Source organism: Faecalicatena fissicatena (assembly GCF_016900595.1).
Lineage (GTDB): Bacteria > Bacillota > Clostridia > Lachnospirales > Lachnospiraceae > Claveliimonas > Claveliimonas intestinigallinarum.
In genome coordinates this window covers 345,936-363,591 of record NZ_JACLYY010000001.1, presented here as the reverse complement: position 1 = coordinate 363,591, position 17,656 = coordinate 345,936, and the positions used below count along the sequence as shown (strand labels likewise).

Here is a 17,656-nt window from a genome sequence, read left to right as displayed (position 1 = left end):
TATAAAGGAAACAGACTCTTTTGTCTTATTTGAACTGCAGTGCACAGTCCATACCGGTGGTAAAGTGATCCTCCCTGAGGATGGCGTAGGCATTTTCATAATCGCCGGCGCGCATAAACTCCACCATCTTCTTCAGGTTTTCATTGGTGCGGCCGATGTCCATGCCGTTCCTGACAGAAAACTGGCCCATGCGGATCAGCTCCGACAGATTGTTCTCGTATATCCTGTCAACCCGGCTGTTTTCCAGCACGCTGACGATCTCCATGTGCATGGCTGTGTCGGCCACCTCCCAGGCGTAGATGTCGGAGGCGGCGGCACACATGCGCACCACCTTTTCCTCGATGCGGAAGGAGTACTCCTCATTTTTGCCGGAGGTAAAGATGAGCCGGAAGGCGGCTCCCTCCAGGAGCTCCCGGAGCTGGTAGATCTCCCGGATGTCCTTTTCGGTGATCTCTTTCACTGTCATGGATTTATAGTAGTCTGTGACGATGAGCCCCTCTGTCTGCAGCATCCGGATGGCTGTGCGGACGGGACTGCGGCTCATGCCCAGATCCCGGGCCAGCCGGCTCTCCGTCAGAGTCATGCCCGGCGGGTAGGTCATATTCAGTATGTTCGTCTTGATCGTCTCATAGGCCTGGTCGGCAAGGGAGACACTCTTTTCTTTCTGCGGCATGAAAATCCAACTCCTTGTATAAAGATCATTTGTATACAAATTATACCGTGAAAAAAAGCGGCAGGCAATAGCTCTTTTTCTTGACAGGGAGCATAGAGGATGGTATATTATAAACAAAATTGTATACAAATTTATAAAATGTATACAAATAAGAGGAGGATATAAGGATGAAACTTGGATTTATCGGGACAGGCAATATGGCTACCGCTATGATGGGCGGGATCATTGAAAATCACATCGCTTCTCCGGAGGAGATCATCGGCGCGGACCCATTTGCGCCGGGGCGTGAGAGAGTAAAAGAGAAATACGGTATCCGGGTGACTGCGGACAACAATGAGGTCGTGAAAAACGCCGAGGTCGTTATCCTCTCTGTAAAGCCCCAGTTTTATGCGGACGTGATCGCGGGGATCAGAGATGATGTGACGGACAGCCACCTGATCATCACCATTGCGCCCGGAAAGACGCTGTCCTGGCTGGCAGATCAGTTCCAGAAGCCGGTGAAGATCGTGCGCACCATGCCGAACACGCCGGCCATGGTGGGAGAGGGCATGACAGGAGCCTGCAAAAACGCCTATGTGACAGATGAGGATATGGAGAAGGCACTCTCCATCCTGAACGGATTTGGCAAGGCGGAGCTGATCCCAGAGCATATGATGGACGCCGTCGTGGCGGTCAGCGGAAGCTCACCGGCCTATGTGTTCGTGATGATCGAGGCCATGGCGGACGCGGCCGTATCCGGCGGAATTCCCAGAAGCCAGGCTTACAAATTCGCGGCGCAGGCTGTGCTGGGAAGCGCGAAGATGGTGCTCGAGACTGGCAAGCATCCGGGTGAGCTGAAGGATATGGTGTGCTCACCGGCCGGGACGACCATCGAGGCGGTCCGCGTGCTGGAGGAGAAGGGCTTTAGGAGCGCCATCATCGAGGCTATGAAAAAATGTGAGGAGATATCTAAAAGTCTGTAAGAGCAGTGTCTGTGGAAGCTCACGGCAGCAGGGCGGAGGTTTTCGTTTTCCTCCGCCTTTTTTTGTGCTAAAATAGAAAAGTATATAATAATGAATGAAATAGGTGACAAAGCTATGGAGAAGACAGAAGAAAAGAGAAGTGTGAAGAGCAGGATCATCTCGGCTGCCTGGGAGCTGTTCCGCGACAAGGGCTTTGGCCGGACAACTGTAGATGACATTATTGAGAAATCCGGGACATCCAAGGGCTCCTTTTACTACTATTTCAGCGCAAAGGACGAGCTGCTGAACACGCTGGCGGAAATGCTGGACGACTACTACGGGGATCTGGAAAGGAAGCTGGAGCCCGGGACAGACTGCTTTGAGAAGCTCCTGTATCTGAACAGGGAGGTCCATGCCATGATGGAGGAAAACATCAGCATGGAGCTTCTGGCCTCTCTCTATTCCACCCAGCTGGTGGCACAGGGGGAAAGCCAGCTTTTAAATGAGAACCGGAAATACTACAAGCTGATCTCCGGGATCGTGGAGGAGGGACAGAAGAAGGGAGAAATCCGCGCGGATGTGCCTATCCGCACAGTCGTGAAATACTACGCCATGTGCGAGAGAGCGCTTGTGACCGAGTGGTGCCTTGGGAAGGGGGACTACTCGCTGGGAGAGTACAGCAAGGAGTATTTTCCCGTCATGATGGAGCACTTCAGAGGGAAAAGCAATTCCTGAAGACGCAGGAAAATAGGAAGAGAAAAACAGGGACAGATGCGGCTTGTGCCATATCTGTCCCTGTTTTGTCCAGGGCTGTCTGAAGGCTTTCCTATTTGGGCCTTCTCTCATATTTTTCTTCACAGTACATGCACCGGTAGATCTCATTCTCCGGGTCGGTCAGGACGAATACGTGATCCAGCTCCTGCTCGATGGAGGTGATGCACCTGGGGTTCTTGCACTTGATGACATTTTTGATCTTCTTGGGCAGATGGAGAGCTTTCTTCTCGATGATCTGCTCATCCTTGATGATGTTGATAGTGATGTTGTGGTCAATAAAGCCGAGAATATCCAGATCCATAAAGTCGATGGGGCACTCGATCTTCATGATGTCCTTTTTCCCCATCTTGCTGCTCTTGGCGTTCTTGATGATGGCCACGCAGCAGTCCAGCTGGTCCAGGTGGAGATATTTGTAGATATCCATGCTGCGGCCGGCCTGTATGTGGTCCAGAACAAAGCCCTCGGAAATGCGTCCAACATTCAATGTATTCTTAACCATGCTTCCTCCTCCTACACTTCAATTTCCAGCAGTGTCAAAATGAGAGCCATGCGCACGTACACGCCGTACTGCATCTGCTTGAAATAGGCGGCTCTCGGGTCGTCGTCCACCTCCGTGGAGATCTCGTTGACACGGGGCAGCGGATGGAGCACGTACATGTCATCCTTTGCCAGCTTCATTTTCTTTGCGTCCAGGATGTAGAAATCCTTCATGCGCACATAGTCCTCCTCGTTGAAGAAGCGCTCCTTCTGCACGCGGGTCATGTAGAGAAGATCCAGATTTGGAAGAGCCTCCTCCAGGCGGACGACCTCCTCGTAGGGAACCTGATTTTTCTCCAGCACATCGTGGCGGATGTAGCCGGGAAGTCTCAGCTCCTCCGGTGAGATCAGCACAAACTTCATGCCCGGATAGCGCACCAGCGCGTGGATCAGCGAGTGGACCGTGCGGCCGAACTTTAAATCCCCGCACAGGCCGATGGTCATATTGCCCAGGTGTCCTTTCAGCGAGCGGATCGTCATCAGGTCAGTCAGGGTCTGGGTGGGGTGCTGATGTCCTCCGTCTCCGGCGTTGATGACGGGGATGGAAGAGTGCTGGCAGGCCACCATAGGAGCGCCCTCCTTGGGATGGCGCATAGCGCAGATGTCCGCGTAGCAGGAGATGGTGCGGATAGTGTCTGACACGCTTTCGCCCTTTGCGGCGGAGCTGGAGTCAGCGGAGGAAAATCCCATGATGCTGCCTCCTAAGTTCAGCATGGCAGCCTCGTGGCTTAAACGCGTTCTCGTGCTTGGCTCGTAGAACAGTGTGGCCAGCTTTTTCCCCTCGCAGGCGTGGGCGTACTTTTTCGGGTTTGCCTCAATATCCTCTGCCAGGTCCAGCAATTTATCCAGCTCTTCCACTGAAAAATCAAGTGGACTCATTAAATGTCTCATAAAAACCTCCTTCGTGTTCGTGTGCCTTCTCTTGCAGGCACTGTGAAAATTAACGGTAAGTCAGCAGCTCGTCCACGCTCTTTCGCTTCGGCGCCTCGGGCTCGACGTCCGGATACCCTACCGCGATCAGTGCCCCAAGCTCACGGTCAGCGGGGATGCCGAGAAGCTCTCCTATGCCGTCCTCGTCAAAAATGCCCATGATCACTGTGCCAAGGCCCTTCTCATGGGCGGCCAGACAGAGAGTCTGGCAGGCAGCTCCCACATCGAACATCTGCCAGCGGTCTTCCTTCTTTGTGGAGAAGGAGCCGTCACGTTCAAAGCCGCTGCGTCCCTTCACAAAGGTGACGGCAAGGAGAAGCGGTGCCTGGCGGATAATATGACTGTTGAATGACGGGGTGAAATCATCGGCAATTTTCGTGAGAATAGAAGTGTATTCGATAGCGATATAGCGTGTGATCTGACTGTTTTTCCAGGAAGGAGAATAGGATGCCGCCTGGATCACTGACTCCAGAAGCTCATGTCCTACAGGATCCGGTTTGAATTTGCGGATACTTCTTCTGCTGAAAATACAATCCATGGTGTTCATACTGTTCGTCCTCCTTTTTAGATCAATCAACCGTACCTACATCATATAATAAATACCAAAGATTTTCAATGTCTGACATGGATTTTGGCGGGGAGTTGTATTATAATACCTTTTAGTATGTGTACAAAAGGAGACAGAAAAATGGCAGAATTAGAGGAATTAAGAGAGCATCTGGCGCAGATCGACAGCCAGATCGCGGAGCTGTATAAAAGCCGGGTGCAGGTGTGCGAGAAGATCGGCGATATCAAGATAGATGCGGGGAAAAAAGTGTTTGACAAGAAGAGGGAGAAGGATCAGCTTGCCAGGATCACCCGGAATGTGGACGATGAATTTTTGCGGCTGGGCCTGACAGAGCTCTTTGAGCAGCTCATGTCCCAGAGCAGGAAGATGCAGTACCAGATGCTGACAAAGAAGGGGGCTCTTGGAAGACTGCCCTTTATCGGCGTGGACAAGCTGGACTATGAGCAGTCCAGGATCGTCTTCCAGGGGACAGACGGCGCCTACTCCCAGGCCGCCATGCACGCCTATTTCGGGAAGGACGTGAACAGCTTTCACGTGCAGACCTTCCGGGATGCCATGGAGGCCATCGAGGAGGGCTCGGCGGATTTCGCGGTCCTTCCTATCGAAAATTCTTCTGCCGGCGTGGTGAGCGAGGTCTACGACCTGCTAGTGGAATTTGAAAATTATATTGTGGGAGAGATCATCCTTCCCATCGACCACGCCCTGGCCAGCGTGGAGGGGGCGACTCTTGACACGATCAAGACGGTCTACTCGCACCCGCAGGCGCTGATGCAGAGCTCCAAATATCTGGACGACCAGCCTGGGTGGCAGCGGATCAGCGCACCCAACACGGCAGTGGCGGCGAAAAAAGTGCTGGAGGACGGAGATATCACCCAGGCGGCCATCTGCAGTGAGCATGCGGCTCAGATTTACGGGCTGAAGATACTGGATCGGAAGATCAACTACAATGATAACAACTCCACCCGGTTCATCATTGTGACCAACCAGAAGATTTTTTTAAAGGATGCCAAAAAGATCAGCATCTGCTTTGAGGTGGACCACTCCAGCGGTTCCCTCTACCACCTGCTGGCCCATTTCACCTACAACAACCTGAACATGTCCAAGATCGAGTCCCGCCCGGTGGAGGGACGGACCTGGGAGTACCGGTTCTTTGTGGACTTTGAGGGAAACATGGGAGAGGGCGCTGTGAAGAACGCCATCCGCGGCCTGCGGGAGGAGTCCAAGAGCCTGAAGATACTCGGAAATTATTGATGCGGAGGGAGAAACGATATGAGAATACACGAGCTGATCATCTATAAAAATCTGGAGCAGGAGCAGATCCTGAACGACATGACGTTCCTGATGGAAAACTACGACAATGAGTACTACAACCAGGAGGACCTCAAAAGCCTTCTCTTTGAGTGCACGGGCAGTATACTGGAGCTGTGTGTGGATCACGGCTTTGAGGGAAATCTCTGGCACGACTACCTGACCTTCCTTCTGGCAAATGATGAGAATGCCTACAGCACCTCCTGTGAGATCGTGGGTGAGACAGGCGGGAGCATCAACAAGGTGGCACTCCACGACTTTGAGATATTCAAGGAGCTGTTTGACTACGACTTCTCAGCCATGGAGGCAGGCCTTGGCGTGGACTGCGTCTCCATGATCCTTACTTACACCGGGTCAGGCACCCACGGCAGCGTGTTCAACGGCCGCATCCGTGACCGGATCTGCGCTCTGGCGAGGAGCTTGGGACAGACGGAGGGGGCAGAGGAGTTCAAGGCCTCTGTGACCCAGTTCTACAAGGAGTTCGGCGTGGGCAAGTTGGGGCTTCACAAGGCCTTCCGGGTGGCTCACGACGAGGAGGGCGTGCACATTGTGCCCATCACCAAGATTGCCCACGTGCAGCTGGACGAGCTGGTGGGCTACGAGACAGCCAAGAAAAAGCTTATCGACAACACGGAGGCCTTTGTGAAGGGGCGCCGGGCCAACAACTGTCTCCTCTTCGGAGATGCGGGCACCGGGAAATCCTCCTCCATCAAGGCTATCCTCAACAAATACTACGACCAGGGACTGCGGATGATCGAGGTGTACAAGCACCAGTTCCAGGACCTCAACGATGTCATCGCACAGATCAAGAACCGGAACTACAAGTTCATCATTTACATGGACGACCTCTCCTTTGAGGAGTTTGAGATCGAGTATAAATATTTGAAGGCAGTCATCGAGGGAGGCCTGGAGAAAAAGCCGGACAATGTGCTCATCTACGCCACCTCCAACCGCCGGCATCTCATCCGGGAGACCTTCCGGGACAAGGAAGAGAGAGACGAGGAGCTGCACACAAACGATACGGTGCAGGAGAAGCTCTCCCTGGTGGCAAGATTTGGCGTCACCATCTACTTTGGGAAGCCGGCCAAGAAGGAGTTCCAGGAGATCGTCCGTCAGCTGGCAAAGAGAAACGGCATCGAGATGGACGAGGAGCAGCTTCTTCTGGAAGCCAACCGCTGGGAGCTGAACCACGGCGGCATGTCCGGCCGGACAGCTCAGCAGTTTATCGACTACCTGCTTGGGATGGAGTAGACAAACGGAATAGACAGAAAGCAGAAAAGAGGAGGAGCCTTATCGGTTCTTCCTCTTTTTATTCTGTCGCTATTTTACTTCTTCAATTCCGCTGATATCCGAGTCGATGACAAGAGAGTAGTTGGTGTGGTAGATGACAAAGCCGGGCTTTCCGCCGCCGGGCTTTTTCACGTGCTTCTTCTCTATATAATCCACCTCCACCTTGTCGCCTCCCCGGCTCTTTGAGTAGTAGGCGGCCAGCCGACCGGCCTCCTCAAAGGTGCGGTCCGGCAGCTCCTCCCCGCCGGATTTCACGATGACGTGGGAGCCGGGCACCTTCTTGGCGTGGAACCACCAGTCATTTCCCGAGGCGAAGTGGAAGGTCAGCTCCTCGTTCTGGAGATTGTTCTTCCCTACATAGATATGGTAGCCATCGCTGGAGATGTAGTGGAAGGGGCGGCTTGTGATGCGCACCTTCTGTTTGGTACTCCGGCGGCGGATGTAGCCTGTCTGGGTCAGCTCCTCCTTGATCTGGACCAGGTCCTCCTCGGCCCGGGCGATGTCCAGGGCATTGCTGATGGACTCCAGGTACTCGATGTCCTCCCGGGTCTCCTCGATGAGCTGGCTTAATGCCTCAAAGGTGCGCTTCTGCTTGTTGTATTTTGCAAAATAGCGCTGGGCGTTCTCGGCGGGAGTCATGTGCTCATCCAGAGGGATGGTGACCTCCTCGTTGGTGTAGTAGTTGAGGGCGGCAAGCTGCTTCGCGCCCGGCTCCAGTCCGTAGCCGTAGGTGTTGATCAGCTCCCCGTAGACCTTGAATTTGTCCCGGCCTTCTGTGTCCCTTAACTGTCTGGACTGCAGGTCGTATTTCTTCCGGTTCCTCTCCAGAGCAGTCTGGACTACGTGCCGCAGGTCCGCGGACTTCTGCCGGATGCGGGTCAGGGCCTCCCGGGAGGAGTAGTAGGTGCGGATCACCTGGGAGATAGAGGGGAATTCCTCTCTCCTGTAGTTGGAGAAATGGCTTAAGGGCAGCGCGGAAAACTCCTTTGGCTCCCTGCCCTCATAGTAGATGGCTGGGGAGAAGTCGCCCAGGCTCACCTGCTCCATGTAGTAGCTGAATTGCCGGTACAGATGGACCAGCATGTCCCCGGAGAGATCCTCGGCCGTCATTCGGGACTCCAGGGCTGCCAGATAACAGATCTCCTCAGCCACCACCGGGCTGATGCCGGTGAAGCTGGTGTACAGGGCCTTGGAGAGGGGGCCGCCCTTTGTCCTGAGAGCAGTGATGAAGTCCTCCTGGGCCACGGTCAGGGGATCCAGCTTGTGCATGGTGTCCGGGATGAAGTAGTCCCGGCCCGGCAGCACCTCCCGGACAGAGCTTGTCTGGGCGGATATATGCTTAATGCTGTCGATGATGCGGTCGCTGTCATCGCAGAAGATGATGTTGCTGTGCTTCCCCATCAGCTCCACAATGAGAGTCTTGCTGCACAGGTCCCCCATCTCGTCCAAGTGCTCGATCTCGAAGCGGATGATGCGCTCCATCTTCGGCTGGCTGATGGATATGATGCGCCCGCTGCCGATGTGCTTGCGCAGCAGCATGCAAAAGCCCGGGGCCTGCATGGGGCTCGTCTTGTTTTCATCAGTGAGATATATAAGAGGAAGGGAGGCGCTGGCACAGATGCACAGCCGCCTCTGACCGGCCGGAGTCTTGACCGTCAGGAGCAGCTCGTCCGCCTCGGGCTGGGCGATCTTGCTGATGCGCCCGCCCTCCAGGGTCTCCTTCAATTCTTTCGTCACAGCTGCTATGGTAATTCCGTCAAAAGCCATATAGATTACAGTCCTTTCTGTCTCAAGTGTTCACAGTGCCAAGTGTTCACAGTATACCACAGAAAGGGAGTTTTGGAAAGTTGACGGGGGAGGGGAAATGAATTATAATAATGCAGTATGAAAAAGCGAAAACGAGGTTGCCAAAATGATAAAGAGTATGACAGGCTTTGGCAGATGTGAGCTCTCAGACGGAGAGCGGAAATTCACAGTGGAGATGAAGGGTGTGAACCACCGCTATCTGGATGTCAACATCCGCATGCCGAAGAAGCTGAATTTTTTTGAGACATCCATCCGCAGTCTTTTGAAGCAGTCCGTATCCAGGGGCAAGGTGGATATTTTCATTACCTATGAGGATCTGTCCGAGGGGCAGGCGGTGCTGAAATACAACGCCTCACTGGCAAAAGAGTACATGGAGAGCCTCAGGGAGATGGAGGAGCAGTTTGGTCTGGAAAATGATGTCCGTGTATCCACTCTCTCCCGGTATCCGGAGGTCCTTACCATGGAGGAGCAGGCGCTGGACGAGGAGGAGATATGGAACTGCCTGAAGAAGGCTATGGAGGGCGCTATCTCCCAGTTTGTGGAGACCCGGACCCTGGAGGGTGAAAATCTCCGCAGAGATATCATTGACAAGCTGGACGGCATGGCGGAGCTGGTGGAATTTATCGAGGTGAGATCTCCTAAGATCATTGCCGAGTACAGGGAAAAGCTGGAGGAGAAGGTGAGGGAGCTCCTTGCCGACACCCAGATTGACGACAGCCGCATCGCCGCGGAGGTAGTCATCTTTGCAGACAAGATCTGCACGGACGAGGAGGTGGTGAGGCTGAAAAGCCACATCAGCCACATGAAGGACGTGCTTCTGTCCGATGAGGCCGGTATAGGAAGAAAGCTGGACTTTATCGCCCAGGAGATGAACAGGGAGGCGAACACCATCCTCTCCAAGGCGAACGACCTGGAGGTCTCCAACAGGGGCATTGACCTGAAGACAGAGATCGAGAAGGTAAGAGAGCAGATACAGAACATAGAGTAGAAATATAAATATAGAAAAAAGATAGAAGAGCGGGGACATGAGCATGAACGAGCAAAAAGGAATTCTGACCGTCATATCCGGTTTCTCCGGGGCGGGAAAGGGAACTGTGCTGAAAAGGCTTCTGACAAAGTACGACAATTACGCCCTTTCCATCTCAGCCACCACGAGAGCTCCCAGAGAGGGGGAGGAGAACGGCAGGGAATATTTTTTCAAAACAAGGGAAGAATTTGAAAAAATGATTGCGAAAGACGAACTGATAGAGTATGCTATGTACGTGAATAATTACTATGGCACGCCTAAGGCGTACGTGCAGGAGCAGCTCTCCCAGGGAAAGGATGTGATCCTGGAGATCGAGGTTCAGGGGGCCCTGAAAATCAAGGAAAGGTTCCCGGATGCCCTCCTTATTTTCATCACACCGCCCAGCGCGGGTGAGCTGAAGAGAAGGCTCACGGACAGAGGGACGGAAGCTCCTGAGGTGGTTGAGGAGAGAATGAGGACAGCGGCCAGGGAGTCCGGCTTCATGGAAGCCTACGACTACATCATTCTCAACGAGAGGGACCGGCTGGAGGAGTGTGTGGATAAGGTCCACGGCGTCATTTCAGCGGAGCACGCAAGAAGTACGCGCAGTCAGGCATTTATTGAACATATGAAAGAGGATTTGAAAGGAGAATAGGAATATGCTGCATCCATCATACACGGATCTGATGAAAGTAGTAAACAAAGACGTGGAGGAGGGCGAGACAAAGGTCGTCAATAGCCGGTATTCCATCGTCATGGCGACAGCCAAGAGAGCCAGACAGCTCATTGACGGCGATGTGCCTCTGGTAAAGACAAAGGACGGCGAGAAGCCGCTCTCCATTGCCATCGATGAACTGAACAGCGGCAAGATCACGATCATCGCAGAGGACTCTGAAGAATAAGCGGACGAAAATGATAAGGCAGATGCTTTTACAAGGTATCTGCCTTTCTGACTGAAAGGAGATAAAGCTATGAATGTGCTTTTTATATCGCTGGGGTGCGACAAGAACCTGGTGGACTCGGAGGTCATGATCGGCCTGCTGGCGGACAGGGGCTATCAGATGACGGACGATGAGACACAGGCAGACGTCATCGTTATCAACACCTGCTGCTTTATCCATGACGCCAAGGAGGAGAGCATCCAGACTATCCTGGAGATGGCGGAGTACAAGAAGACCGGGACCTTAAAGGCCCTCATCGTCACCGGCTGTCTGGCCCAGAGATACCAAAATGAGATCCTGGAGGAGATACCCGAGGTGGACGAGGTGCTGGGCACCACATCCTACGACAAAATAGTGGACGCCATCCAGGAGGCCCTGGAGGGAAAAAGCGGCGTCAGGATAGGGGATATCGACGCCCTGCCCCTGCCTGAGACGAAACGTCTTGTGACCACAGGCGGTCATTTCGCCTACCTGAAGATCGCGGAAGGATGCGATAAGCACTGCACCTACTGCATTATCCCGAAGATACGGGGCAATTACCGCAGCGTGCCTATGGAGCGCCTTGTGAAGGAGGCGCAGGCCCTGGCGGAGGACGGCGTGAAGGAGTTGATCCTGGTGGCCCAGGAGACCACCATCTACGGGGTGGACCTGTACGGGGAGAAATCCCTTCACCGGCTGCTCAGGGAGCTGTGTAAGATCAGCGGCATACGGTGGATCCGCATCCTCTACTGCTACCCGGAGGAGATTGATGATAACCTTATCCAGGTCATGAAGGAGGAGCCCAAGATCTGTCACTACCTGGATCTGCCTATCCAGCACGCCAGCACGGAGATCCTTGGCAGAATGGGACGGCGCACATCGAGAGAGGACTTAGAGGAGATCATCGGGAAGCTGAGACGGGAGATACCGGATATTGCCATCCGCACCACTCTAATCACCGGATTTCCCGGGGAGACAAAGGAGCAGCACGAGGAGCTGATGGACTTTGTGGACCAGATGGAATTCGACAGGCTGGGCGTCTTCACCTACTCCCCGGAGGAGGGGACACCGGCGGCCGAGATGGAGGATCAGATCCCGGAGGAAGTAAAGGAGGACCGGCAGGCGGAGCTGATGGAGCTCCAGCAGGAGATCGCCTTTGACCTGGCTGAGGATATGATCGGCCGGGAGGTGCTGGTCATGATCGAGGGAAAGGTGGCCGACGAGAACGCCTACGTGGGCAGGACCTACAAGGACGCCCCGAATGTGGACGGTCTCATTTTCGTAAATACAGATGAGGAACTGATGTCCGGCGATTTTGCCAGAGTGAAAGTCACAGGGGCAGCAGAATACGATTTGATAGGAGAGTTGATGTAAGATGAATTTGCCAAATAAACTGACCGTACTGCGGGTAATCATGGTACCATTTTTTGTGTTTTTCATGCTCACGGATTTCGCGGGGGACGCCGGCAAATGGATCGCCCTCGTCCTTTTCTGCCTGGCAAGCCTGACAGACATGCTGGACGGCAAGATTGCCAGAGCCCGGAACCTGGTGACTAACTTCGGAAAATTTATGGACCCTCTGGCGGATAAGCTGCTTGTGTGCTCTGCCATGATCTGTCTCATTCCGGCGGGCAAGCTGCCGGCCTGGGTGGTCATCGTCATCATCGCGCGGGAGTTCATCATCAGCGGGTTCCGGCTGGTGGCGGCCGACAGCGGCATCGTTATCGCGGCCAGCTACTGGGGAAAATTCAAGACCGTGTCCCAGATGTTCATGGTGATCGTGCTGATCGCTGACCTGGGCGGCGTATTTGATACAGTGGGTACTGTGCTTATCTGGATCGCCCTGATACTGACAGTGGTATCACTGATCGATTATATTGCGAAAAATGTAGAAGTGCTGACAAAGGGAGGAATGTAGGATGACAGTGGAGCTGATTTCTGTCGGTACGGAAATACTTCTCGGAAACATCGTGAACACAAACGCCGCCTACCTGGCGGAGAAAATTGCCCTGCTGGGGCTTTCCTGCTACCACCAGAGCGTGGTGGGGGATAATGAGGAGCGGCTGGAGGACGCCATCCGGCTGGCCCTCTCAAGGTCCGACATCGTCATCTTAAGCGGCGGCCTTGGCCCCACCAAGGATGACCTGACTAAGGAAGTGACAGCAAAGGTATTTGGAAGGGAGCTCTATGAGGACGCCCACTCCAAAGAGCGCATCCAGGCCTACTTTGACAAGCGGAGGGCCCAGGGCCGGGAGATTACGGCCAACAACTGGAAGCAGGCCCTCGTCCCGGAGGGAGCCATCGTGGTGGACAACCACAACGGCACAGCCCCGGGCATCATCCTGGAGGATAAGGAAAAGGGAAAGACGGCCATCCTTCTGCCGGGACCTCCGGGTGAGATCAAACCCATGTTTGAGAGGGATATCGCCCCCTATCTGAACAGGCTGCAGCCGGAGGGCATTTATTCGAAGATGGTGAAGATCTGCTCCATCGGAGAGAGCCAGGCGGAGACCATGGTGGCGGATCTGATGGATGAGCAGAGCAACCCCACCCTTGCACCCTACGCCAAGACCGGGGAGGTGCATTTCCGGGTGACTGCCAAGGCGGCGGACGAGGAGTCCGCCAGGAGGCTGATGGAGCCCATGCTGGCGGAGCTTGAGAAGCGGTTCGGAGACTACATCTACACCATGGACGAGGAGGTTACTTTGGAGGAGGCAGTTGTAGGCATGCTCCGGGAGAGACAGATGACAGTCACAACAGCCGAGTCCTGTACCGGGGGCCTGCTGGCAGGCAGGATCATGAACGTGCCAGGGGCCTCCAATGTGTACAAAGAGGGATATATCACCTACTCCAATGAGGCCAAGGAAAAGCTCCTTGGCGTGGAACACAGCACTCTGGAGAGCGTGGGGGCGGTAAGCCCCGAGACAGCGGAGCAGATGGCCCGGGGAGCGGCCCGCCAGGCAGGCGCGGACGCGGCTCTCTCTGTCACCGGCATTGCCGGACCGGACGGGGGAACGCCGGGGAAACCGGTGGGCCTTGTGTACGTCGGGTGCTGTGTCAGGGGAAAGACCCGGGTGGAGGAATTCCGCTTTACCGGGAACCGCAGCAAGAACAGAGACTATGCTGTTGTCAGAGCGCTGACCTTGCTCCGGGAGGAGCTGCTCAGGACAGAGGACAAGGCATAGATACCATAGAAAAAGGAGGAAGATCCTATGAATATACGCAGACTGGAGAGACAGGAGACGCTGGATGCCCTCCACCTTGTGTGGGACGTGTTTGCCCAGGATGTGGCGCCTCTGTACACACCGGAGGGAGTGGCTTCTTTTCAGGACTTTATCAGATATCCGAATATAGAGAGGAAGATGCAGACAGAGGGGCTTGCCCTCTTTGGCGCCTTTGAGGGAAGCCAGCTGCTGGGCGTGGGAGGGATTCTGCCCACCGGACATATCGCCCTCCTCTTTGTGAGGCGGGAGTACCAGCACAGAGGGATCGGGAAGGCTATCCTGCTGGAGATGTGCTCCTTTGCGGTTCAGACTTACCGGGTATCGAAGTTTACGGTCAACGCTTCCCCGGGAGCGGTGGACGCCTACCGCCACATGGGTATGCACGACACAGCGCCGGAGCAGAACGCAGGCGGGATGCGCTATATCCCCATGGAGATGTGGGCAGCCTCTGTTCCCCTGAAGAAAAAGAGGGGAAAGGGAGTCTACATTGCCGCAGGCGTGGGGGCAGCCTGCCTTGTTCTCGCTGTGGTGGCGGGAGCTGCCATCTCGAGGGAGCTGCGCTACGTGGCCGAGAACGGCGTGGACGAGTATATGCAGGACGGTAGCCAGTGGGGAGATGACGGCTCCTCCATTGAGGACTGGTATGATGAATTCTACGGCGGCTACGGACAGGCTGAGGACGGTCAGGAGGAGTCCGGCATTGACGCCATCCCGGAGTATGTGGATGAGGACTGCGGCTACGATGTGACGGAGGACAACTACATTTACACAGCGGACAATACGAGCAGCACTACCATTCAGTTTGAGGTCTACTATCCCCAGGTGGACGGCCTGGACGCGGAGGTACAGGAGAAGGTGAACACCGCTCTCCAGGACTGCGCCCTGGACTCTGTGGATAAGCTGTACCTGTCTCCCTCTGACGAGATGAAAGAGAAGGTGCTGGGGGAGGAGTATCCGGTGCTGGCAAGCTTTGTGGAGTACAAGGTCACCTACCAGAGCCGGTCGCTCTTAAGCGTGGTATTCCAGGATTACAGCTACGAGGGCAGTGAGAACGACTATCACGTGGCCCTCCGGTGCGTGAACGTGAACCTCCAGGATGGAACCCTCTATGAGGTGAAGGATATTGTCAATCTGGACGACAGCTTTGTCGGCCAGTGGGCGCAGGTTATGCGGGACGAGGCGGACGACGACACCTTCCTCTCGGAGCTGAGCGCGGAGGACATGAAGGATGTCCTCGGCGGAGACACAAAGGACGGCGTCTACACACCGGAATTCTTTGTGGACGAGGACGGGCTGGAGATCGGCCTTTCCTTCCGCTATCCGGCGGACAGCCAGGACGACAGAGGGTATGCCTGGGTGACAGCGCCCTTTGACTTTGACGAGATAGGGCCCTTTGCCTCTGACAGCGGCTTCTGGGCGCTTGTTCAGTAAAGGAGAGGACTGACAGATGAAAGCATTGGTTATCGCAGAAAAGCCGTCGGTGGCCCGGGACATAGCCAGAGTCCTGAAGTGCGGGAAAAATATTTCCGGTGCCATCGAGGGCGGACAGTATATCGTCACCTGGGGGCTGGGGCACCTTGTGACCCTGGCGGATCCGGAGGACTATGACCCCAAATACAAGGCGTGGAAGCTGGAGGATCTTCCCCTGATGCCAAAGGAGTTCAAGCTGGAGGTGATCCGCCAGAGCCAGAAGCAGTATCAGGCTGTGAAGGCCCAGATACACAGGAAGGACGTAGGTGAGATCATCATAGCCACAGACGCCGGACGGGAGGGGGAGCTGGTGGCCCGGCTGATCCTTGTCAAGGCGGGAAACAAAAAGCCCATCAAGAGGCTCTGGATCTCTTCCGTCACGGACAAAGCTATCCGGGAGGGCTTTGCCCGCTTGAGGAACGGGCACGACTACGATCCCCTCTACGACGCGGCCCTCTGCCGGGCGGAGGCGGACTGGCTTGTGGGCATCAACGCCACGAGAGCGCTGACCTGCAGGTACAACGCCCAGCTCTCCTGCGGCAGGGTACAGACCCCCACACTGGCCATTGTGGCCAAGAGGGAGGAACAGATACGCGGCTTTGTCCCCCGGACCTACTATGGGCTGCGGGCGTCCGCAAAGGGCATTACCCTTATATGGAAGGATGGGAAATCGGGGAGTACAAGAACCTTTGACAGAGAAAGGATCCAGGGACTCAGGAGAGCCCTGGAGGGCCGGGAGGCGGAAGTGCGGGAGGTGAAGGCCGCCCGGAAAAAGACCTGCGCGCCCCTTCTCTACGACCTGACAGAGCTCCAGAAGGACGCCTACAAACGGTTCGGCTTTTCGCCCAAGGAGACACTGAATATCATGCAGCGGCTCTACGAGAACCACAAGGTGCTGACCTACCCAAGGACCGACTCACGGTATATCAGCAGCGATATCGTCCCCACTATAAAGGATCGGCTGGAGGCCTGCGCTGTGAGCCCCTACCGGAAGCTGGCGGCAAAGGTGATGCGCACGGCAGTGAGTCCGAAGGCCGCCTTTGTCAATGACAAAAAGGTGTCGGATCACCACGCCATCATCCCCACAGAGCAGTATGTGGAGCTGACCCACATGACAAACGAGGAGAGAAAGATCTACGACCTGGTGGTGAGACGCTTCCTGTCTGTCCTCTATCCGCCGGCGGAGTACAAGGAGATCCAGCTGACAGCAGCCCTGGGAGAGGAGAGCTTCTACGCAAAGGGAAGGCGTATGCTGAAGGAAGGATGGAGAGAGGTCTACGGCGCGGACGAGGAAGAGGAGAGCGAGGAGGACGAGGACGTAAAGAGCCAGTCCCTCCCCAGACTGGAGAAGGGGGATAGGATCGAAGGAGTTCATCTTGCCGTCACAGAGGGAAAGACAAAGCCCCCTGCCCGATTTAACGAGGGAACCCTCCTGGCGGCCATGGAGAACCCGGCAGCCTACATGGAGAGCCACGACAAGCAGGCGGCAAAGACACTGGGAGAGACCGGCGGGCTTGGGACTGTGGCTACCCGGGCGGATATCATGGACAAGCTCTTTGGAAGCGTCCTCCTTGAGAAGAGAGGAAATGAGATCTATCTCACCTCCAAGGCAAAGCAGCTCCTGGAGCTGGTTCCCGCAGACCTGAAAAAACCGGAGCTGACTGCTGACTGGGAGATGAAGCTTTCACGCATCGCTGATGGAAAGCTGAAGAGAAGCGCCTTCATGCGGGATATCCGGGATTACGCCCAGGCTGTCACGGAGGAGATCCGGACCGGCACCGGCACCTTCCGCCACGACAACCTGACCAACACGAAGTGCCCGGTCTGCGGCAAGCGGATGCTGCGGGTGAAGGGGAAGAACGCGGAGCTGCTGGTGTGCCAGGACAGAGAGTGCGGCCACCGGGAGACCATCGCCCGCGCCTCCAACGCCCGGTGCCCGGTTTGCCACAAGAAGATGATGCTGAAGGGCCAGGGGGAGGGGCAGGTGTTTGTCTGCTCCTGCGGCTACAAGGAAAAGCTGTCCGCCTTCAAGGAGCGAAGGAAGAAGGAGGGGGCAGGCGTCAGCAAGCGGGATGTCCGGAAATATCTGGACAGGCAGAAGGACGAGCCTGTCAACACGGCCTTTGCGGACGCCCTCGCGGGCATCAAGCTGGATCAGTAGATGGACCGGCAGAAAAAATACTGAAACCAGATTGACGAATGTCGAAAA

Annotated in this window: 17 protein-coding genes; 12 read left to right on the top strand and 5 right to left on the bottom strand. The window is 55.3% G+C overall.

Translation table 11 applies throughout. The annotated features are described in order from the left end of the window. Window positions 1–25: 25 nt before the first annotated feature. Window positions 26–673 carry a GntR family transcriptional regulator gene (locus H7U36_RS01810; protein ID WP_205147496.1) on the bottom strand — a complete coding sequence of 216 codons (648 nt, stop codon included), beginning with the start codon at window positions 671–673 and terminating at the stop codon, window positions 26–28. A gap of 167 nt (window positions 674–840) precedes the next feature. Here H7U36_RS01810 and proC point away from each other — a divergent pair, with 167 nt between their 5' ends. Next, the gene (proC, locus tag H7U36_RS01805; protein ID WP_191428022.1) at window positions 841–1,635 is read left to right on the top strand and encodes a pyrroline-5-carboxylate reductase; all 795 of its coding nucleotides are present in this window, start codon (window positions 841–843) and stop codon (window positions 1,633–1,635) included. Window positions 1,636–1,749: 114 nt separating this feature from the next. After that, window positions 1,750–2,349, top strand: coding sequence for a TetR/AcrR family transcriptional regulator (locus H7U36_RS01800; protein ID WP_033125458.1), 600 nt, complete (start codon window positions 1,750–1,752; stop codon window positions 2,347–2,349). A 91-nt stretch (window positions 2,350–2,440) separates the two neighbouring features. On the opposite strand, the gene H7U36_RS01795 is transcribed toward H7U36_RS01800, so the two are convergent. From H7U36_RS01795 to H7U36_RS01785, 3 genes are read right to left on the bottom strand one after another with little or no spacing between them, the layout of a single operon-like run. Continuing rightward, complete coding sequence (locus H7U36_RS01795) at window positions 2,441–2,887, bottom strand: aspartate carbamoyltransferase regulatory subunit (RefSeq protein ID WP_138303302.1); 447 nt, start codon at window positions 2,885–2,887, stop codon at window positions 2,441–2,443. A gap of 11 nt (window positions 2,888–2,898) precedes the next feature. Then, window positions 2,899–3,816, bottom strand: coding sequence for an aspartate carbamoyltransferase (gene pyrB / locus H7U36_RS01790; protein ID WP_033125460.1), 918 nt, complete (start codon window positions 3,814–3,816; stop codon window positions 2,899–2,901). A gap of 49 nt (window positions 3,817–3,865) precedes the next feature. Next, a complete protein-coding gene (locus H7U36_RS01785; RefSeq protein ID WP_033125461.1) occupies window positions 3,866–4,402 on the bottom strand; it encodes a nitroreductase family protein in 537 nt (178 codons plus the stop codon). A 141-nt stretch (window positions 4,403–4,543) separates the two neighbouring features. Here H7U36_RS01785 and pheA point away from each other — a divergent pair, with 141 nt between their 5' ends. Further along, a complete protein-coding gene (pheA, locus tag H7U36_RS01780; RefSeq protein WP_205147497.1) occupies window positions 4,544–5,674 on the top strand; it encodes a prephenate dehydratase in 1,131 nt (376 codons plus the stop codon). An 18-nt stretch (window positions 5,675–5,692) separates the two neighbouring features. Next, the gene (locus H7U36_RS01775; RefSeq protein WP_205147498.1) at window positions 5,693–6,982 is read left to right on the top strand and encodes an ATP-binding protein; all 1,290 of its coding nucleotides are present in this window, start codon (window positions 5,693–5,695) and stop codon (window positions 6,980–6,982) included. A gap of 69 nt (window positions 6,983–7,051) precedes the next feature. Here H7U36_RS01775 and H7U36_RS01770 read toward each other — a convergent pair whose 3' ends face one another. After that, window positions 7,052–8,788, bottom strand: a complete 1,737-nt coding sequence (locus tag H7U36_RS01770) for an Rqc2 family fibronectin-binding protein (RefSeq protein WP_205147499.1) — start codon at window positions 8,786–8,788, stop codon at window positions 7,052–7,054. 145 nt (window positions 8,789–8,933) lie between these two features. On the opposite strand from H7U36_RS01770, the gene H7U36_RS01765 reads away from it, so the two are divergent. From H7U36_RS01765 to H7U36_RS01730, 8 genes are all read left to right on the top strand, one after another. After that, window positions 8,934–9,815: a YicC/YloC family endoribonuclease gene (locus tag H7U36_RS01765; protein WP_033125465.1), complete on the top strand. Its 882-nt coding sequence runs from the start codon at window positions 8,934–8,936 to the stop codon at window positions 9,813–9,815. A gap of 43 nt (window positions 9,816–9,858) precedes the next feature. Next, a complete protein-coding gene (gmk, locus tag H7U36_RS01760; protein ID WP_033125585.1) occupies window positions 9,859–10,488 on the top strand; it encodes a guanylate kinase in 630 nt (209 codons plus the stop codon). Window positions 10,489–10,492: 4 nt separating this feature from the next. Further along, entirely contained in the window at window positions 10,493–10,735 is a 243-nt protein-coding gene (rpoZ, locus tag H7U36_RS01755; RefSeq protein ID WP_033125466.1) for a DNA-directed RNA polymerase subunit omega, read from the top strand. A gap of 69 nt (window positions 10,736–10,804) precedes the next feature. Beyond that, window positions 10,805–12,127, top strand: coding sequence for a 30S ribosomal protein S12 methylthiotransferase RimO (rimO, locus tag H7U36_RS01750; protein ID WP_033125467.1), 1,323 nt, complete (start codon window positions 10,805–10,807; stop codon window positions 12,125–12,127). Window position 12,128: 1 nt separating this feature from the next. Continuing rightward, a complete protein-coding gene (gene pgsA, locus H7U36_RS01745) occupies window positions 12,129–12,671 on the top strand; it encodes a CDP-diacylglycerol--glycerol-3-phosphate 3-phosphatidyltransferase (protein WP_033125468.1) in 543 nt (180 codons plus the stop codon). Between the two features lies 1 nt (window position 12,672). After that, window positions 12,673–13,938 carry a competence/damage-inducible protein A gene (locus tag H7U36_RS01740; protein WP_033125469.1) on the top strand — a complete coding sequence of 422 codons (1,266 nt, stop codon included), beginning with the start codon at window positions 12,673–12,675 and terminating at the stop codon, window positions 13,936–13,938. Window positions 13,939–13,965: 27 nt separating this feature from the next. Beyond that, window positions 13,966–15,408 (top strand): GNAT family N-acetyltransferase, encoded by a 1,443-nt coding sequence (locus H7U36_RS01735; protein WP_205155628.1) that lies wholly within the window; start codon window positions 13,966–13,968, stop codon window positions 15,406–15,408. Between the two features lie 16 nt (window positions 15,409–15,424). After that, on the top strand, window positions 15,425–17,608 hold the full coding sequence (locus tag H7U36_RS01730) for a DNA topoisomerase III (RefSeq protein ID WP_205147502.1): 2,184 nt from the start codon (window positions 15,425–15,427) through the stop codon (window positions 17,606–17,608). Window positions 17,609–17,656: the final 48 nt, after the last annotated feature.

Excerpts from the sequence above, each read along its gene's own strand:
- rimO (WP_033125467.1), top strand. The coding sequence starts at position 10,805 with ATGAATGTGCTTTTTATATCGCTGGGGTGCGACAAGAACCTGGTGGAC.
- H7U36_RS01785 (WP_033125461.1), bottom strand. The coding sequence starts at position 4,402 with ATGAACACCATGGATTGTATTTTCAGCAGAAGAAGTATCCGCAAATTC.
- gmk (WP_033125585.1), top strand. The coding sequence starts at position 9,859 with ATGAACGAGCAAAAAGGAATTCTGACCGTCATATCCGGTTTCTCCGGG.
- H7U36_RS01735 (WP_205155628.1), top strand. The coding sequence starts at position 13,966 with ATGAATATACGCAGACTGGAGAGACAGGAGACGCTGGATGCCCTCCAC.
- H7U36_RS01775 (WP_205147498.1), top strand. The coding sequence starts at position 5,693 with ATGAGAATACACGAGCTGATCATCTATAAAAATCTGGAGCAGGAGCAG.
- H7U36_RS01730 (WP_205147502.1), top strand. The coding sequence starts at position 15,425 with ATGAAAGCATTGGTTATCGCAGAAAAGCCGTCGGTGGCCCGGGACATA.
- H7U36_RS01770 (WP_205147499.1), bottom strand. The coding sequence starts at position 8,788 with ATGGCTTTTGACGGAATTACCATAGCAGCTGTGACGAAAGAATTGAAG.
- pheA (WP_205147497.1), top strand. The coding sequence starts at position 4,544 with ATGGCAGAATTAGAGGAATTAAGAGAGCATCTGGCGCAGATCGACAGC.
- H7U36_RS01740 (WP_033125469.1), top strand. The coding sequence starts at position 12,673 with ATGACAGTGGAGCTGATTTCTGTCGGTACGGAAATACTTCTCGGAAAC.
- H7U36_RS01810 (WP_205147496.1), bottom strand. The coding sequence starts at position 673 with ATGCCGCAGAAAGAAAAGAGTGTCTCCCTTGCCGACCAGGCCTATGAG.
- pyrB (WP_033125460.1), bottom strand. The coding sequence starts at position 3,816 with ATGAGACATTTAATGAGTCCACTTGATTTTTCAGTGGAAGAGCTGGAT.
- H7U36_RS01800 (WP_033125458.1), top strand. The coding sequence starts at position 1,750 with ATGGAGAAGACAGAAGAAAAGAGAAGTGTGAAGAGCAGGATCATCTCG.
- rpoZ (WP_033125466.1), top strand. The coding sequence starts at position 10,493 with ATGCTGCATCCATCATACACGGATCTGATGAAAGTAGTAAACAAAGAC.
- proC (WP_191428022.1), top strand. The coding sequence starts at position 841 with ATGAAACTTGGATTTATCGGGACAGGCAATATGGCTACCGCTATGATG.
- H7U36_RS01795 (WP_138303302.1), bottom strand. The coding sequence starts at position 2,887 with ATGGTTAAGAATACATTGAATGTTGGACGCATTTCCGAGGGCTTTGTT.
- pgsA (WP_033125468.1), top strand. The coding sequence starts at position 12,129 with ATGAATTTGCCAAATAAACTGACCGTACTGCGGGTAATCATGGTACCA.
- H7U36_RS01765 (WP_033125465.1), top strand. The coding sequence starts at position 8,934 with ATGATAAAGAGTATGACAGGCTTTGGCAGATGTGAGCTCTCAGACGGA.